The 16,451-nt window shown below is 36.4% G+C and carries 15 protein-coding genes; 3 read left to right on the plus strand and 12 right to left on the minus strand.

From position 1 onward, the window contains the following. Nucleotides 1-14: 14 nt before the first annotated feature. Genes rbsD through V179_RS0117400 form a run of 3 tightly spaced genes read right to left on the minus strand, consistent with a single transcriptional unit; the run spans nucleotide 15 to nucleotide 2,272 of the window. Entirely contained in the window at nucleotides 15-410 is a 396-nt protein-coding gene (rbsD, locus tag V179_RS0117390) for a D-ribose pyranase (protein WP_028392617.1), read from the minus strand. A 1-nt stretch (nucleotide 411) separates the two neighbouring features. Beyond that, the gene (gene rbsK / locus V179_RS0117395; protein ID WP_028392618.1) at nucleotides 412-1,290 is read right to left on the minus strand and encodes a ribokinase; all 879 of its coding nucleotides are present in this window, start codon (nucleotides 1,288-1,290) and stop codon (nucleotides 412-414) included. Continuing rightward, entirely contained in the window at nucleotides 1,283-2,272 is a 990-nt protein-coding gene (locus V179_RS0117400; protein WP_028392619.1) for a LacI family DNA-binding transcriptional regulator, read from the minus strand. Before V179_RS0117400 ends, rbsK begins: the two co-directional genes overlap by 8 nt. 344 nt (nucleotides 2,273-2,616) lie before the next feature. On the opposite strand from V179_RS0117400, the gene V179_RS0117405 reads away from it, so the two are divergent. Further along, the gene (locus V179_RS0117405) at nucleotides 2,617-3,507 is read left to right on the plus strand and encodes a PhzF family phenazine biosynthesis protein (protein WP_028392620.1); all 891 of its coding nucleotides are present in this window, start codon (nucleotides 2,617-2,619) and stop codon (nucleotides 3,505-3,507) included. A gap of 772 nt (nucleotides 3,508-4,279) precedes the next feature. On the opposite strand, the gene V179_RS0117415 is transcribed toward V179_RS0117405, so the two are convergent. The 3 genes from V179_RS0117415 to V179_RS0117425 all read right to left on the minus strand — a co-directional run bounded on the left by V179_RS0117415 (nucleotide 4,280) and on the right by V179_RS0117425 (nucleotide 7,131). After that, the gene (locus tag V179_RS0117415) at nucleotides 4,280-5,311 is read right to left on the minus strand and encodes a S66 family peptidase (protein WP_028392621.1); all 1,032 of its coding nucleotides are present in this window, start codon (nucleotides 5,309-5,311) and stop codon (nucleotides 4,280-4,282) included. A 471-nt stretch (nucleotides 5,312-5,782) separates the two neighbouring features. Continuing rightward, the gene (locus V179_RS0117420) at nucleotides 5,783-6,478 is read right to left on the minus strand and encodes a DUF2306 domain-containing protein (RefSeq protein WP_028392622.1); all 696 of its coding nucleotides are present in this window, start codon (nucleotides 6,476-6,478) and stop codon (nucleotides 5,783-5,785) included. A gap of 71 nt (nucleotides 6,479-6,549) precedes the next feature. Then, complete coding sequence (locus V179_RS0117425) at nucleotides 6,550-7,131, minus strand: GNAT family N-acetyltransferase (protein ID WP_028392623.1); 582 nt, start codon at nucleotides 7,129-7,131, stop codon at nucleotides 6,550-6,552. A gap of 719 nt (nucleotides 7,132-7,850) precedes the next feature. Between V179_RS0117425 and V179_RS31355 the strand changes: the two genes are divergently transcribed. After that, nucleotides 7,851-7,988, plus strand: a complete 138-nt coding sequence (locus V179_RS31355; protein ID WP_200868677.1) for a hypothetical protein — start codon at nucleotides 7,851-7,853, stop codon at nucleotides 7,986-7,988. A gap of 153 nt (nucleotides 7,989-8,141) precedes the next feature. Here V179_RS31355 and V179_RS0117435 read toward each other — a convergent pair whose 3' ends face one another. From V179_RS0117435 to V179_RS0117450, 3 genes are all read right to left on the minus strand, one after another. Next, nucleotides 8,142-8,630 (minus strand): hypothetical protein, encoded by a 489-nt coding sequence (locus tag V179_RS0117435; protein WP_028392624.1) that lies wholly within the window; start codon nucleotides 8,628-8,630, stop codon nucleotides 8,142-8,144. A gap of 848 nt (nucleotides 8,631-9,478) precedes the next feature. After that, complete coding sequence (locus tag V179_RS0117445) at nucleotides 9,479-10,507, minus strand: NADH:flavin oxidoreductase/NADH oxidase (RefSeq protein WP_028392625.1); 1,029 nt, start codon at nucleotides 10,505-10,507, stop codon at nucleotides 9,479-9,481. A gap of 175 nt (nucleotides 10,508-10,682) precedes the next feature. After that, nucleotides 10,683-11,105, minus strand: coding sequence for a MarR family winged helix-turn-helix transcriptional regulator (locus V179_RS0117450; protein ID WP_028392626.1), 423 nt, complete (start codon nucleotides 11,103-11,105; stop codon nucleotides 10,683-10,685). A gap of 700 nt (nucleotides 11,106-11,805) precedes the next feature. Between V179_RS0117450 and V179_RS31090 the strand changes: the two genes are divergently transcribed. After that, entirely contained in the window at nucleotides 11,806-11,949 is a 144-nt protein-coding gene (locus V179_RS31090; RefSeq protein ID WP_154664014.1) for a hypothetical protein, read from the plus strand. A gap of 484 nt (nucleotides 11,950-12,433) precedes the next feature. Here the strand turns inward: V179_RS31090 and V179_RS0117460 are convergent, their stop codons facing one another. The 3 genes from V179_RS0117460 to efeO are packed head-to-tail and all read right to left on the minus strand — an operon-like array spanning nucleotide 12,434 to nucleotide 16,259. Continuing rightward, nucleotides 12,434-14,149 carry an FTR1 family iron permease gene (locus V179_RS0117460; RefSeq protein ID WP_028392627.1) on the minus strand — a complete coding sequence of 572 codons (1,716 nt, stop codon included), beginning with the start codon at nucleotides 14,147-14,149 and terminating at the stop codon, nucleotides 12,434-12,436. Further along, complete coding sequence (gene efeB / locus V179_RS0117465; protein WP_028392628.1) at nucleotides 14,124-15,383, minus strand: iron uptake transporter deferrochelatase/peroxidase subunit; 1,260 nt, start codon at nucleotides 15,381-15,383, stop codon at nucleotides 14,124-14,126. Before efeB ends, V179_RS0117460 begins: the two co-directional genes overlap by 26 nt. A gap of 6 nt (nucleotides 15,384-15,389) precedes the next feature. Then, nucleotides 15,390-16,259 carry an iron uptake system protein EfeO gene (gene efeO / locus V179_RS0117470; protein WP_028392629.1) on the minus strand — a complete coding sequence of 290 codons (870 nt, stop codon included), beginning with the start codon at nucleotides 16,257-16,259 and terminating at the stop codon, nucleotides 15,390-15,392. Nucleotides 16,260-16,451: the final 192 nt, after the last annotated feature.

The following is a 16,451-nucleotide window of genomic DNA, read 5'->3' on the forward strand; positions in this document are numbered from 1 at the left end:
TACCACACCTCTTTTTAGAAAAATACACCTGATTGTAAAATACAATTCGCAAATGGCGTCACTTCTCCTGTGCGAATAATTACTTTAGCCTGTTGTGTTAATGTCTTAAATTGTTCATGTGTAACCCGTTCCACATTCGTGTTAAGAAAGGTTTTGTTCAAATATTCAAAGGTTTTTGGATTTCTCTCTACAAGTTCAGAGGCCATGATCACTTTTTCTATGATCATGTCCTCTCTTATCACATCAACAACTTCTTTGAAAGATGGGGTCCCCCGTTTTAAAGCAAGGTCGACCTTTACGACCCCATCCGGTACCGGCAAGCCAGCGTCTGCTATTACAATCATATCCGTATGACCGAGGTCACTTAAAATCTTTGAAATGTGGCTGTTTAAAATCCCGGTCCTTTTCAATTTAAAGACTCCCTTCGACAGCTTCTCTTGTTGGCATGCCACCTTGAGCTCCAAACTTAGTAACCGAAAGAGAGGCTGCTCTGTTCGCAAAACGAACACTATCACTAAATCCTTTACCTTCTGCTAAAGCAACGGCAAAGGCAGCATTGAACGTATCTCCTGCACCTGTCGTATCCACAACTTCAACTTGATAAGATGAAATGAGAACTTCCTTTTCCCCATCATGATACCGCACACCATTTTTGCCTTCTGTGATAAAAACCTTATTTGGATACTTCTTTAAAGCGGCATGAATATCGTCGCTCCCGAATAGCACGGCTGCTTCAAGTTCATTCGGCGTAATATAAGTGGCTCTTTCTATTACTTTTTGGCTTAATGGCCTTGCAGGCGCAGGATTTAATAGAAGTGGAATCCCCAGGCTATAACATGTTTCACTAACAAACTCTACTGTTTCTTCTGGAATCTCTTGTTGAATGAGCACGATATCGGATTCTCGAATAACCTCTAGCTTCTGTTCTATAAACTCCGCCGTTACCATGTCGTTTGCAGCTTTGACAACGATAATGCTGTTGTCACCATCAGCAAGCGTTATGTGAGCGGTTCCGCTTTCCATACCTGTAACCCGTTCCACACACTGTGTTAGCACATTATTTTTTGAGAAATTCTTAATAATCTCTTTCCCAAAATCATCATCGCCAACTCGGCCGATCATCGTCACTTCTGCTCCAAGACGGCTAGCTGCTACAGCTTGGTTGGCCCCTTTTCCACCTGGCACTGTTTTGAAAGACTCTCCAAGAATCGTTTCTCCTTTATCAGGTCGTTTCTGCGCTGTTACGACCAAGTCCATCGATGAACTTCCGATTACTGTTATTTTAACCATTTTCCTCAACCTTTCTTGTCGTCTGCCTTTCGATAAACATAACAGGCATTTGTATGTTTTTTTCAAAATGTGTTTCCTTATTGATCAATCTTATAAGCAGCTTTGCCGCTTCTTTTCCCATATCATACGCAGGCTGTCTAATCGTAGATAGCGGTGGAAATAGCAGTCTGCTGAGCGGGATGTCATCAAATCCGATCAGCTGAAGATCTTCCGGTATCGCCTTCCCCAATCGAAGGGCTTCATGCATAACCGCAGCCGCAACCACATCGTTACTCGCAAGTATACCATCTGTATCAGGATACTTTTCAAATAATTCCTCTGCCCATATCTCTGCATCTGAAAAAGAAAATGAACTAGTCTCAATCACAGAAAAATCTACGTTTGCGGAACGAAGCTCTGCTATTGCTCCATTAAATCGATCTTGTGCAGTCTGCAATTGTGCAGGTCCTTTAAGAATGGTAATCCGTTTGCTCCCCCTTTTCACTAACTCCGAGGCAGCTATGCGTCCACCTTCGATTCCATCTACAAATACAGATGGATGGTCATTAAAGGTTCGGTCAAGGAAAACCACTGGTGATGAAAGATCATCATAATGGCTTCGACCAGTAAGATTCGTTGCCGTAATGATGCCGGTTACATTATTTTGTTCAAATGTTTGTATATAATCCATTTCTTTCGGATATTTCTCGTCTATATTGCCAATTATTAATTGATAGCCCTGCTCTTGTATCTCATCCTCTATCCCGCGTGCTAGCTCAGGAAAGAATGGATTTCGAATATCCGGGAGCAATAAACCAATCAATCTAGATTTCTTTTTAAAAAGTGATCGAGCAACTTCATTAGGTTTATAGCTTAGCTGTTGAATGGCTTCGATTACTAGTTTTCTTGTATCTTCATGAACATACCCATTATCATTTAACACTCTTGAAACAGTCGCTACTGAGACTCCTGCTTGTTTAGCGACATCCTTTATTGTTGCCATATAGCCTCACCTCACACCATGTAACCGATTACACATTTAATTTATCATACTTATTTCGAAAACACAACTATCGATTCTTTTTTTTATAGGTAATATATTGCAGTAACAAAATCATGAATCATTATCAAAAGACATACAGTATGTCCCATCCACAGAGTCAGATCCTACAACACAATAGTTCTGTGATTTTGTAAAAAACCACTTTTTATAGGCGGCTATTAAACTCACTATTCCTAATTTTTAGGATTCATTTATAATGAAAATGAACCACTTATCAGAATAACCTTTATCCAATATTCGCCCGATTGTATGATCAAAGATAATGATGAAAGGAGGTACGTATTTTGCCAAAAGTAAAGATAAGGCATATTGATGCTTTTAGTTCTATTCCAGAGAAAGGAAACCCAGCTGGCGTCGTATTGAATGGCGAGGATTATTCTGAAAAACAAATGCTCGCTATTGCTGCAGCAGTTGGATTTAATGAAACAGCTTTTGTTGTTCCTTCGGATATTGCTGATTTTCGCATTCGATATTTCACACCTGGACACGAAATGAATTTATGCGGTCATGCGACGATGGGAACGGTTTATGCTTTAAGAATGGATGGAATACTAGAAAAATCAAATTTCACAATCGAAACCAATGCAGGTGTATTGCCGATACAAATTCGTGAAGAAAATAATCAATTACTTATAACTATGCAACATGCAAAACCACAGTTCCACTCATTTAGCGGTTCAAAATCCGATTTAGCAGCTTCCATTGGAATACGACAAGAAGATTTACATTCAGAATATCCAATTATTTATGGAAGTACAGGCATTTGGACATTAATTATCCCAATTAAACAGTTATCAAGCTTTTCAAAAATGACACCAAACACCGAAGCATTTCCGAAGGTTTTATTAGAGATGCCAAGAGTTTCTGTACACCCTATCTGTTTTGAAGTGCGCGATCATGAAAACGATATGCATGCTCGTCATTTTTCATCTCCTTATTCGGGGACAATTGAAGATGCCATTACAGGAACAGCTTCGGGCGTGATGGGCGCGTATTATAAAAAGTTTGTAAATAAAGATATTAGTTTACCTGCGACACTTATTGTTGAGCAAGGACATGAAATCAATAAAGATGGACGAGTATATGTACATGTAAATGGAGAAGAAGAGCAGCTAAACATCTCTATTTCAGGTACGGCTGTTTTTGTAAAAAATATTGAGATTGAAATAGAATAATACTACATATCAGGACATTCTTTATAGATTTGTCTAACGAATTAACAACTCTATTATCCATTTCTGAAACAATCACATTTCGATTGATTTAAATTTATACATCTTAAAAGAGCCTTTCTACATTTGATATGTAGGAAGGCTCTAACTTCCTTATTTACTCTCTTCTTTATTTTTTGGACTTAAAAAAGTCATAAACAAACCAATAGATAAGTGGAAATATGACTATAGATATAAACCCATACTTGATTGGAACAAATTTATAAATTAAAAACATGATAATTGCAAAAACAACATAAACTACCCATTTATTTTTTCTATTTCTAGACATTTTTTACAAAGCTCCTTTTTAAAAATAGGAGAAATTAAAAGTAAATGTTCTAATAATCTAAAAGACACCCTTAAAAAAATATGGCAACCAAACTGCCTTTAGGAAGTAAAATAGAGAAAAAAATTTAGCACAATTTGAAGGATAAAACTTTTTAGAAAAAATAAGCCGAGATCACCTAACCTAGCTCTCAACTTTTCGATAAAACATCTTCCACTTCGCTATCCGATGAGAATATTGATGGTGTTGGATTAGGAATGATATTAATACCTACAAGTTCATTGAAGATATTGGGAATGCTACAGTGCAAAAGGAAGATAATTGTTGATTAATAAAAAATTTGATCATTTTCTACCAGTGCTGCTCAACAATCACGACCTATTATAGTAGATAAAATTTCGTAATATCGATATTAAATGCTCAACTATCAAAATGAATAGGTTTCAACTATTGTACTCCGCTTTCCAGAATCGAGAATTTCCCCTTCATACAATCTATTTCTGCTTTCGCACCATAAGGCAAAATAAATTTCGGTTCTGTATGACCAAAATTCAAGTTATAAAGAATCGGCAAATCCTCCAAGTTAAATTCCCTCATGACTTTTTGTATTTCTTCCTTATACTCGTCGTAGTACTTTTCGTCTTGCGGTTTACCAAAAATGATTCCATTCGCTTTTTGAAGGATGCCTTGTACAGCATAATTTCGCAACCAATACTTAATAAAATCTGGTTCCGGCTTTTCTTCTGATGTTTCAAAAAAAAGAATACTATTATTCCAATATTTCTTATCTGGCCAAAGTTCTGTTCCTTTCGCAAACTCTAGTACTTCAATACAACCACCAATTAGATGTCCTTGTACTACACCTGATCCTTGAAGTACCTCGTAACCCCAATTTTCCTGCATTTTCCGTCGTCGGTTCTTATTCTCTTCAATCCATTCTAAACGCTCACTCGTCCATTCTTTAGCCGGTTGAATTTCACCAATAATCTCATTTGAAAAGAGCGTTCGATTTACCATTTCAACTGTATATGGATCCATCTCAACATTTTCAGCAAAATCGGTTAAAATTGCTGGACCGTAATAAGAAGAAATTCCTGCTTTAAGACAAAATAAATGTGAAACGGTCACATCAGAGTAACCCATAAAAATTTTCGGATTTTCACGAATAACATCAAAATCTATATAAGGAAACAGGCGAATACTATCCTCTCCACCAATATTCGCAAAGATTCCTTTAATACTTTCATCATTAAATGCCATCATCAAATCTTCAGCACGAGCTTGTGGATTTTTATAAAGATATTCTCCCCCTTTCAAACTGTTCGGCATGGGGACAACTTTCAGTCCAAAGACTTCTTCTAATCTCTTTACCCCTTGTTCATAACGCCATCTAAGTCCAGGATCACCAGCTCCACCCCAGGAAGGACTTACTGTCGCAACACGATCTCCCGGCTGTAATTTCTTTGGCTTTATTATCACATTAACTCCCACCCTTATATCATTCAATTACTTACTACTTACGACCCGATTGCTGAATTAATTAAAATCTTTCATACAGGATTATTTTCTTATAGGGCTAGAATTAGGAAAACGCAGATTTACAACGCTAAGAGCTCCCCATAATAACAATCCAAATTTCATAGATAATTTGGGATTTGTTTTTTTGCTAAAACAGCTATTAGTTCGTTTGATTCTTTGAGATTCTAAATATTTTTTGAGAGAGAAAATAAGCAAATGTAGCAGTTAGAAAGTTATCAGTAACGGAGCGATTGTAAAACAAAATAAATTTAGAAAAGTCGATTCCTTTCCTAGAAAATTGACTTTTTTTAAAGTTTACTTAACCTACAAAATTTCTGAATATTGGCGTTCCCCCCTAATATTTCAATCCTAGCTTTCATAGAATCCGGAGCTAACTTTAAACTCATGATCTTATTTTTTCGTTTGATTCTCTTATTCCGATTCAGCTTTTTTAATATGTTTTTTTCTATAGTATATATTGAAACCAACTAACATAGGAACAAGAATTGACGATGGCATAATCCAGAGAAGCAGATTCGTGGAAGAAATATTTAAAAGTCGAGGTGCTCCGAAAACTGTAAAAGCGGTCACTGTTGAAATACAACAAGCAATCATTCCACCGAAGTGCTCAAAGAGCCAATGCATTCGCTTTACCGGATTCCTTAACCAGTAGTGTAATTGAATCGCTCCAAGAAAAATTCCGAGCAAAGGAAAATATGTAATTAAAGGGGATTGAATCATCACGCCATAGATCCCAATTGCGACTCCGGATACGAGCAATAAGCCACTAACAAATAGGTCCATCATATTTCGGTGTGGGGTTTGTCTTTTCTTAAATCGAAGCACCCGAATTCCATACCATCCTGATGCCCCACTTAAAATGGCAATAAAAATTAAAAACCATGAAAATGAAACTCGCTCTGCATTTGCATGTTCATCCCATAACACACGATAACCGCCCATATAAAAGGCCGATACCGAAACAATTGCCATCGCGCATACATATAACCAACCAACGAAGTTATGAATTTTCCCACCTTTTTTTGTGACAATTGGAATCCAAAACACAAGTAATGCAGTAAAACCACCTATAATATGGAGCCATCTAAAAAGAGAGAACACTTCCACCTTTATCTCATCTCTCATTCAATTGAAATTTATGGTTCTATCTTAGTCAATTGTTTTATTCTTCCAATTTGTTAAATACTCAATTTATCTTTTTGAAGTATATCAAAGTCTTGCTTTAACAAAGAATACATATATAAATCGTCAAATTTACCACAAGTAAACTCATAATTTCTCAACAAGCCTTCTCTAATAAAGCCTTGTTTTTCTGCTAACTTTTGTGACGATATATTAAGCGGTTCTATTAACGCTTCTATCCTTTGGAATTTCAAAAGCTCGAATCCGTACGTTAATACAGCTTCCAATGCCTCACTTGCTATTCCTTTCCCCCAATAACTTTTGCTTAATTCATAGCCAATTCCAGTTCGGTAATGTTGAGGAATCATGTTAAGAAAGCCGCAACTACCAATAACCTCATCTTCCCCTTTTAAAGTAATCCCCCATCTTATTCCTGTTTTATTATTTAATATCGATTGATACCATGATATCTCGCTTAAAGCATCGTTAATTGTTTTAAAAGGTTCTAACCCATAATATTTTATTACTTCTATATCGGACATATATTTCAAAATACTGTTTGCGTCGCCTTTTTTAACTTCTCTTAATACTAATCTATTCGTTTCAAGTACCGGAAAGGTTTCAATATCTTTGATCATAATAAATGCCTCCCTTATTTAATTCTCCAGTTCATTTATTATCACTTTCACTTCCTGGAAAATTACCTCTTTCTTATAAAATTATATTACTGGATAATAGGATAAATATTGGAAATATTATTATGAATCTTTCGATTTTAACAAATAAATTAATCCCTTCTTTTAATTTATTTTGTCGAAACATAAGATAAGTTTATCATTCAAAAATTTGGAAGAATGTTCATTAAATAATCCTGCCGGGCATCAGAACAATAAGAAATGGCTATCACTAAGACAGCCATGTTGTTTTCCTAAAGCACCCGATTATTGGACGAAGATTGTACTTCTTTAATCATTAAATTTTCATCATAAGTACTTTACAGTAAAATTTTACCACATAAAAATCAAAAAATCCTTATCAAAATATTTTCCCCTATTACTTGAGTAAGAAAATAGCTTTACTCCTTATTGAATTAAAGGATCCTTTATTATTAAGATAAGGGCTGTTTAGTTAAATAAGTTTTTGAATTTCAATTCCATATCACAGTAACTTATATCAATTACACCAATCTGTTCACATTCATCATCATAAAAGATCTACCCATATTTTAAATGTAATTTCAGTTTTTATCTTGGAAATAAAGGTCAGATTATCACCTGATATGAATGTTTAAGAGGAAAAACATAAGTTCTCAAAAAAAGGACAAACTGTATTTGAAATAAGAAAGGAGATGTGAGACATGACAAAAAAATTTAATAAAGGCAGCCATAATCAAAACTCACCGCAATTACACGGTCAAGGTCCTGTTAGTGGAGACAATAGTAAAGGAAATAAAAGAAATAAAAATCAGAGCACTAAAACTAGCGGGTTCGGTTGATGGGGAGAAAAATACTAATAACAATGTAAAAAACAAACTAATTAGCATATATTTCAACAGTAAAACGGTAATATAAAAGGCAAGTAAAAACGCTCAGATTTTCTGAGCGTTTTTGATGTAATAATTAACTAACCTAAATTAATTAAATCCCCGTTAGTTAATTATCACGGTTTCTTTAAATGAAATTCCAAAATAGCTATATTTTATATGAACCTTATTTATTTCCTTGTTATAAATAACACTAATTCCGTAAATTTCATCATCTTTAGAAGCATTTCCATCATCCAATTTTTCAAAATTAGAAGAAGGAGAAGTGCCTGATTTGATGGCTACACCATCTATATTCGTCAATCCATATTTTTTTGCATCCTCATTGTTATAATTATCCGTTATGATAAAACCTTGTAACGCATTACTAACTTGTAGTTTTGTTTTTGAAGGAACATCGTTATTATTCACTGAAACATCTAATATTTTTATTTCTCGGAAGCCTTTATTGCCAATTCCAACAACAACTGATTTATTATCTTCACTTGAAGCAAGTGTTCCTATCTCCAAAGGCGGATTTACTTTCACTATGGAATAAATGCCACCAATAATTATTGCTAAAATTAGAACTGAAATCCAAAGTTTCTTCTTCACTTTTCCACAACCTTTACATTGCATTATCTTTCTTCCACTATCTTGCTCGTTATTCTAAAAACGTCATTTTATAATCTATACATTTATTTTAACACAAATTTCCTATCTACCTTTTAAAAAATAAGTTCGCAGTATTGTATGAGTCATTTGAGTATATTTAGGATTAAAATTGGAATAACAATTCACAACGGTTTTAACAGGTGTTTTAACAACACCGCATAAATTTATGTGGTGTCTTCAATTTGTATGCGTATTGATGTGCTAATTTGTAAGTTAATTCAGATAAAACATTGATATATCAACAAAAAAGGAGACACAAATTCATAAGTGAATTATGTCCCCACTTGGGTTGTTGTTTGATGTTTTCTCCTCAATAACCGAACCCGTTACACTAAAACAGATGGTTTAAATTAAATGATATTAACTAGTCATATTCATTTTAATAATGACTTGAGGAAAGGGAAATATTATATACTGTTGCATATGATATAAGGAAAAAAGAGGGATAGATAAAATTGCTTTATCTATCCTTCTTTTTTCTAAGAGATTCGGAGGTAATTCCTCTCTACCTTGCTTTGATTTATCCCGCATTAACGGGCAGTAAAACCCCTTCTCAAGGCTTAGAGGAATCGAGGAAGCATAGGTGGGGCTAACTGCCCGTAAAAGCCCGATTGGTGAGATACAGTGAAACTTGCCGATGCGTGAGCAGAGGTCTAGTTGAACCAATCGGGTTCGTAGTATCGCTTTATCTCCGCGGTAGCGGGGATATTAGCGATAGTAGAACGGGACTAACAATCAGTGGGGGATGAAGAAAACCCCCACTGATTGAAGTTTCACTTTATAATTAATTATCTTTTAAAACCATATATATACTGTTTGGGAACTTCAATTTCTTTTCTCAATTTAGTTGCAGCTTCTATTGGCCAATGAGGATTTCGTAACATGCCTCGTCCGACAGCTACAAGATCTGCCTCCTCATTTCCAATAACAGCGTTTGCCAATGCAGGGTCATCCAATCTTCCCACTGCAATGACTGGAACCTTGAGAGCTTTCTTAATTTCTCGAGCTAATGGTACTTGGTAAGCAGCATGCGTACCCGGTTTCCCCCACGCAGCGATAGGACCTTCACCACCTGAAGAGATGTCAAAAATATCTACCCCTGCATCTTGATATTCTTTTGCAAACTCTATACTTTCGTTAATTCCATATCCACCTTCTACATATTCTTTAGCAGATATACGCATCATTAACGGCATATCTTCTGGTATCTCAGCTTTGGCTGCTTCAATAATTTCTCGGCCAAACTTAGTTAGATCCTTTCCATACTCATCATCTCTTTTATTTGTTAAAGGAGAGTGGAATTGATGAATTAAATATCCATGAGCGCCATGGATTTCAATTGCGTCAACTCCTGCTTTTACTGCGCGCTGTACGGCCTTGCGAAACTTTTCTACCATTTCTTTCACTTCATCTGTTGAAAGAGCTCTAGGTGTTTTTGAATTTTCATCAAATGGAATAGCAGAAGGTGCAACTGGTAACGCAACATCCTCTGCCTTACGTCCAGCGTGAGCGATTTGAATACCAACTTTTGCTCCATAACCGTGGCAAGCTTCTACAATTCTAGCTAAAGCAGGGATTTGCTCGTCTGACCATAATCCTAAGTCAAAGTCTGTAATACGGCCATCAGGCTCAACATCTGTCATTTCAATCATAATAAATCCAGTTCCACCAATCGCTCTATTTACATAGTGCAGGTAATGCCAATCCGTAGCGATCCCATCTTTATTTTCAACCGAATATTGACACATCGGAGACAACACAATACGGTTTTTTAACTCCAATCCTTTTATCTTATAAGGACTAAATAAATGTTCCATGTGAAAAAACTCCTTTTCATTTAATTTAAATGCATGACGCATACATTAAAATTTGAAAATTTTTTTCTAATAAATTATATGTATGACGCATGCATATAATTTATCGCTAAGTTTACTCCCTGTCAAGCCAAAGTACTCCATCTTAAAAGTGAGTACTTTGACTGATGAGGCATTTTCATAACTCTTCTATTAACTGTTTCATTAATCCTTCAACATGGACTGTAGAGAGATATGATTTTAGTATTTCATGGAAAGCGACTAAACATCCTTGTAGCTTCTTCTCACCTAAGTCAGTTAGGCGAGTATAGGTACCTCTACGGTCATCGGTACAAACATGCTTTTCTAATGCACCACATCTACTCGTTTCCATATTACCGACTAGCCTAGAAAGCGCACTCTGACTTAAACCGATCATCTCTTGCAATTGCTGTAGTCTGAGTTTTTTGTCGGGTGCTTTGGAAAGGTAGTAGAGCACGTAGAATTCTTTTATAGATAAGCTGTATTTTGCTTGCAGGACATTCTCCAATTCTTTCTTTATTTTATTTTGTATAGAGTCTATGGTTAACCAATGATCCATAAAATCATGATTAGTATTCATGATATTCCACCTATTCTACATAATATTATAGCGTTCTAATCAGAATATATGCACAAACTGGTACAAGACCAAGGGCAAGTTACATTATAATTCATTAACATATAATTTTACCAAAGTAAAGTGCAAATAGTCAAATTTCTATAAGATACCTAAATGAGCATCCAAAATAAAACAACCTATTTGTAAAATATCCAATTTATCCACCAAGTGTTGTTCAATGATCTGGCCCAATAATGGCAACAAGCGCTATTCCTTGTTGCAGAAAAGCGTGCTTTAATGGAGTAATTGAGCTTCTTTTAGCTAGTTGTTGATTAAAGCAGTTGAAGATGACTCGTATGTATTAAACTCTACCACCTTTTAGTTTAAGTTCAAATGTTCCCAAGCTTACCTTTACATCTTAGCTAGCAAGTTGTTTTGTTGTAGGACTGTACATATGTAGTTTCTTAGTATTATGGATACCAAACTCATTATTAAGAATATAATCTACCTACTACATTATTGTTCCCGGTAAATTTTATCGCAGCAGTATTCTTGTTGAAATAGCTTTATCCTGATGATCTTCACCGTAGAAAGCTTCTTGTTTTTAATATTAGCTCGGATTGTAGAACTTGTTCTTTTTTTCATGTGAAACATTCAATTTGCACCTCACATTTTGCAACATTACTAACGAAAAGATGCATGAGAGGGGTCGTCATGATGAATGGAAAGTAGAGTGGATAATGATTCAGCTATTTTTGTAACAGAAAGATCCCCTCATCAACTGAGCACAGCTATGACTCACTTATTAAATAATCGTGCTCCTATTGAAGGTATCCAGAGTTTGAATGGGGCAATCAGGTTTTAAAGAAGTAATTACTGATGAAGATGGATACCACTATGAAGGGGAAATTTGGTTTATAGGGGAATTAAAATAAACTTAAAGGGACATCTAAATTCGTATGTCCCTATTCTTAATCAAAAAAACAACAATATTGTTTAACAGAGCCTTTTAATTAACGAAACCGAGTGATGGGTTCCTATAATAACTTCTCTATTGTAATTGCTTTTTTTCTTTAGAAAGAAATATTCCCCGAACAATAGCAAGCAGCGTAATCCACAAGGGAAGTTCATATCCGATGGTGGCTCCGAGGAATAGCTAGATTGAAATCCGCCAAGTAAAGTTCCGCAGACGCTGAATAGCATAAACACAGATAATAACCAAAGAGATAAAGCATTAAGAGTTTATTCCAAACGCAGCATATTGTACCCTTCGATTTAGAACGACCATCTCATTGGTATAATTCATTGAATTAGGGTAGATGAATATATGTAATCATCTACCCTAATAGTTATTTTTGTTTCTTTTTATAGACAATCGTCGCCCCAACTAGTACAAGTAAAACTGCCTGTCCCATCATTGTTTCGACCGTTGGATAGAAACCAATGATGCTGACTAATGGCAAGCCATCTACAATTGTTGTTGAAACTATGTCCCTTAGTTGTAGTGTATGCAGACTGACCCCAATAATTTTAAAGGCTAGTACGTAAATCAATACTGTTGCCACAGCAAATAATTTATGAATAGGAATTTTTCCACTTGCTTTAAATAACACAAGGGCAAAGATAACTAAAATAAGAAGGGCTACTACGATTCCTAGCACAAATTTAGAAGTCTCCATTTTTGGAGCAATTCCTGCATAAAAAACAAGTGTTTCTGCTCCTTCACGAAATACGGATAGGAAGCTAATGGCTGCCATGGCAAACACGGAGCCACTAGAAATAGCATTGCCTATTTGTTTGGAGATATAGCGATTCCAGCTCGACACACTTGACTTACTATGAAGCCATATTCCTACTCCGATCATCATGGCAGCCGCTAGTAAGCCAACATATCCTTCCATGAGCTCTCGATTAGTATCAACCATTGCAGAGTTGAAAATAGTTGACATTAAAATAGCAGCGAGTGCCGATAAAAGAACTCCTACCAATGCGCCTAGATAAATCCATTTACGCATTGTCTTTTGTCCTGATTTATCTAAAAATGACACTAATGCTAAAATTATGAGCAACGCCTCTAGACCTTCACGTAATAAAATAAGCGCTGAATCCCACATCGTATAGTCAGTACTACCCTGTACCAGCTCTATCTCTGTGCGGAAAGTATCTAGCTTACTGCTAATGGCTTTGGCATCGACTTTAGATTTCAATAAATCACTAACAAGAATCGGCATATCACTTTCTATCTTTGTATACAGACTGCCATTACGTGTTGAAATATCAATCTCAACATTTGGCCATATTTTAATAAAATCTTTTATTTTATCAGAGGCTGCTATATAGTCCCCTGCTTCAATAAAATTAATCGACTCATCAATATAGGCGATTAATGTCGATAAAGAATATTCTCCCTCAATGACCTCCGCCGTATCATTCCCTGCTACAAAATCCTCAATCGTTTGTTTTAAATCCGCATATTGCGATTTCATTAAGTCTACATCAGGTTCTTCTGAAGCAAGTGTTATCCGTATAAAAGCCATTTGCGTTTCAATTTGGCCATACATGGCAATACTCTGCTCTCGCACTGGACGTTCAATTTTTTTCCATTTGGTATTAAAATCCTTATAGGCTGAATCAATTGTAGGAATGTCACCACTTGTTAGAGCATCTTCAAAGGCTTTCATAATAGGCTTAAATTTCGTACCAAACTCAGCTCTCTGTGCTGCTTCATCCACTGGATTTTCTAGCTTCTCTAGTGCTCGTAATGCGTTTGTCAAAGCGGAAAGAGCTTGTAAACGATCTTCCTTGGACGAAGCTTCCCTTGCTTGTGCAAGAATATCATCAACCTTTTCTTTAGCTTCCTTTTGTTCAGATGTGACGGAAGCCCAATCCTTGGCAAACTGGGCAAGTGCAAGCTCCGCCTCGGCATCCTTATCCTGCTTCGTATTCATTAGCGCATCACTAATAGAAATATATAAGTGACTGTAAGATTGGGCCGCCTGCACTGGTATAGCAAGTGTCAGGACTAAACAGATAATAATACTACACCGCGTTAAAAAGTGCTTCACCTAAATAACTCCCCTTTTGTACACCAGGGAAGCAAGCAAACACGGCACTGCCTCGATGGGTAATGTACTCATTCATTTTATCCAATCGTCCTAAACTATTTTGAACAGTTGTAAATTGGGCTGGATCTTTTTGAAAAGAGATGAATATTAGCCCTGCGTCATGTTCTCCGGTATTCGACATAACACCTGATGCGTAAGAATACGAGCGACGTAAAATACGCGCACCCGATTTACGTGCCAAATGTACATGTGACGTATCTGGCATAATATATTCACCCGTACTATCCTTCGCCTCTACATCAAAATCATCAAATTCCTTGGTTTTCCCAAATGGAGCACCACTATCCCGATAGCGTCCAAATGTTGCTTCCTGATCCTTTAAAGATGTACGATCCCATGTTTCAAGATGCATTTGAATTTTGCGTGCAACTAAATAAGTGCCATCCTTTAACCATCCTTTATCGACCCAGACAACTTTATTTAAATCTTTTTCATCTGTATTCGTGGGGTTCACCGTACCATCCTTGAACGCAAATAAATTACGTGGTGTTCCTCCATCAGCTGGGAACGAGTTAAACCCTGCCTGTGACCATTTAATCTCTACCTTACCAGAGGCTGCACGTACTAAATTGCGCACGGCATGGAACGCTACCTGTGGATCATCCGCACAAGCTTGAATACATATATCGCCACCCGTAAATTCTTTTTGTAGTTGATCTTTCGGGAAATGTGGTAAATCCTTTAACTCCGCAGGCTTCAAATGCGAAATACCAAGCTTATCAAACAAAGATGGTCCTACACCGATCGTAATAGATAAATTTGCAACATCCATCCCCGCTGCTTCACCGGTATCTCCTGTAGGAATTCTAGTATTTGTTGTTAAATCGACCATTAATTCACCATTCATTAATCGTTCAACAAGAGGTGTCCATTTTTGGAACAACTCTTGTAGATCTTTCTTCGATGTAAATAATACATCCAAAGAAGCAAAATAAATATTCGTTTGTACAGGGGTAGTGATGCCAGATTGATGCTTGCCATGAAAATCCACTTTATTGATTGCTCTAGTACTATCAGCAACAGGCTCAAAGACATCAGAGCCCATTGCTTTTATCACACCACCTAAGCTTGTGGCACCAATAGCAACACCAGCGGCACCGACGCCTGTCAACTTCAATATGTCACGTCTAGAGACTTTCTTATTTATCCATTTTTCATCGATTGGCTCTGTCATTTATGCTCACTCCAAAATTATGCCCATTTGACTTAATGGTTCACCAAGTTGATTAACAGCTGTTGCAAGTGCTTTCGTGTGGTCCTCTGTTAATTCCTCATATGATACATAGCCACCATTAGCTGTTGCATGCTGTGCTAATAAATCGTCCACTGCTTTGAATTTTTCATCTAATGTTGCTACTAGCTCCTTATCTTTTGCTTCTAATTTTGGACGTAGAATCTCAAAGATTTTTTCTGCCCCTTCAATATTTGCCTTAAAGTCATAAAGGTCCGTGTGAGAATAGATTTCTTCTTCACCAGTAATTTTAGATGTTGATACTTCATTTAATAAATCAACGGCACCAGTAATCATTAAATCCGCTGTAACATCAACCGTTTGAACCAATGCGTGTAGTTCCTTCACATCTGCTAGTAGTTGATCTGCCACACCCTCGTAGCCTGCCGTTTTATTTTCTACCCACAATGCATGTTCAAGTTTATGGTAGCCCGACCATTCTTCCTCGCCTTTACCCTCTTCCTGAATATCCGCTAAACGACCGTCAATACGTGGATCAAGGTCTCCAAAGCTTTCTGCGATTGGCTCTGACCGCTCGAAGTACATACGTGCTGGTGCATAGGCTGCTTTTGCCCCTTCAATGTCGCCAGCTTTAAAGAGGTTCACAAACTTTTCTGTCTCAAGTAAAAATTGATCCATTTGCTCAAATGCAAATTCTTGATAGCTTGATAGCTCCGTAGATAAATCAACCTCTTGTGCTGCTGGTTCGGTTTCTTCTGTTGCAGGTTTGTCGTCTTTTTTCAATTCCTCTGTATTCTCACACCCAGTTATTAGAATGCCCCCTGCTACTAACACTGACAATAATGACTTTTTTTTCATACTTATACCCACTTCCGAAATAGTTTCATACTTTGATGATAACGATTATCATCATCGATTACAATGAATTTTTTTAAATGAGCCCTGTAAAGTTAATCCATTTACCCAATTAGCAAACTGTATTGTTTTAGTTCTTTGATTAGTTCACAGTTGTATACTAAGAGATAGTTAAAAAATCAAAAGGGGGAAGCT

Origin of the sequence: Bacillus cihuensis, from assembly GCF_000504145.1 — a bacterium.
Taxonomy (GTDB): Bacteria; Bacillota; Bacilli; order Bacillales; family DSM-1321; genus Peribacillus; species Peribacillus huizhouensis.

Coding starts and splice junctions, on each gene's coding strand:
- V179_RS0117450 (WP_028392626.1), bottom strand. CDS start 11,105: ATGAATACTAATCATGATTTTATGGATCATTGGTTAACCATAGACTCT.
- V179_RS0117445 (WP_028392625.1), bottom strand. CDS start 10,507: ATGGAACATTTATTTAGTCCTTATAAGATAAAAGGATTGGAGTTAAAA.
- rbsK (WP_028392618.1), bottom strand. CDS start 1,290: ATGGTTAAAATAACAGTAATCGGAAGTTCATCGATGGACTTGGTCGTA.
- V179_RS31090 (WP_154664014.1), top strand. CDS start 11,806: ATGGAAAGTAGAGTGGATAATGATTCAGCTATTTTTGTAACAGAAAGA.
- V179_RS0117400 (WP_028392619.1), bottom strand. CDS start 2,272: ATGGCAACAATAAAGGATGTCGCTAAACAAGCAGGAGTCTCAGTAGCG.
- efeB (WP_028392628.1), bottom strand. CDS start 15,383: ATGACAGAGCCAATCGATGAAAAATGGATAAATAAGAAAGTCTCTAGA.
- V179_RS31355 (WP_200868677.1), top strand. CDS start 7,851: ATGACAAAAAAATTTAATAAAGGCAGCCATAATCAAAACTCACCGCAA.
- efeO (WP_028392629.1), bottom strand. CDS start 16,259: ATGAAAAAAAAGTCATTATTGTCAGTGTTAGTAGCAGGGGGCATTCTA.
- V179_RS0117425 (WP_028392623.1), bottom strand. CDS start 7,131: ATGATCAAAGATATTGAAACCTTTCCGGTACTTGAAACGAATAGATTA.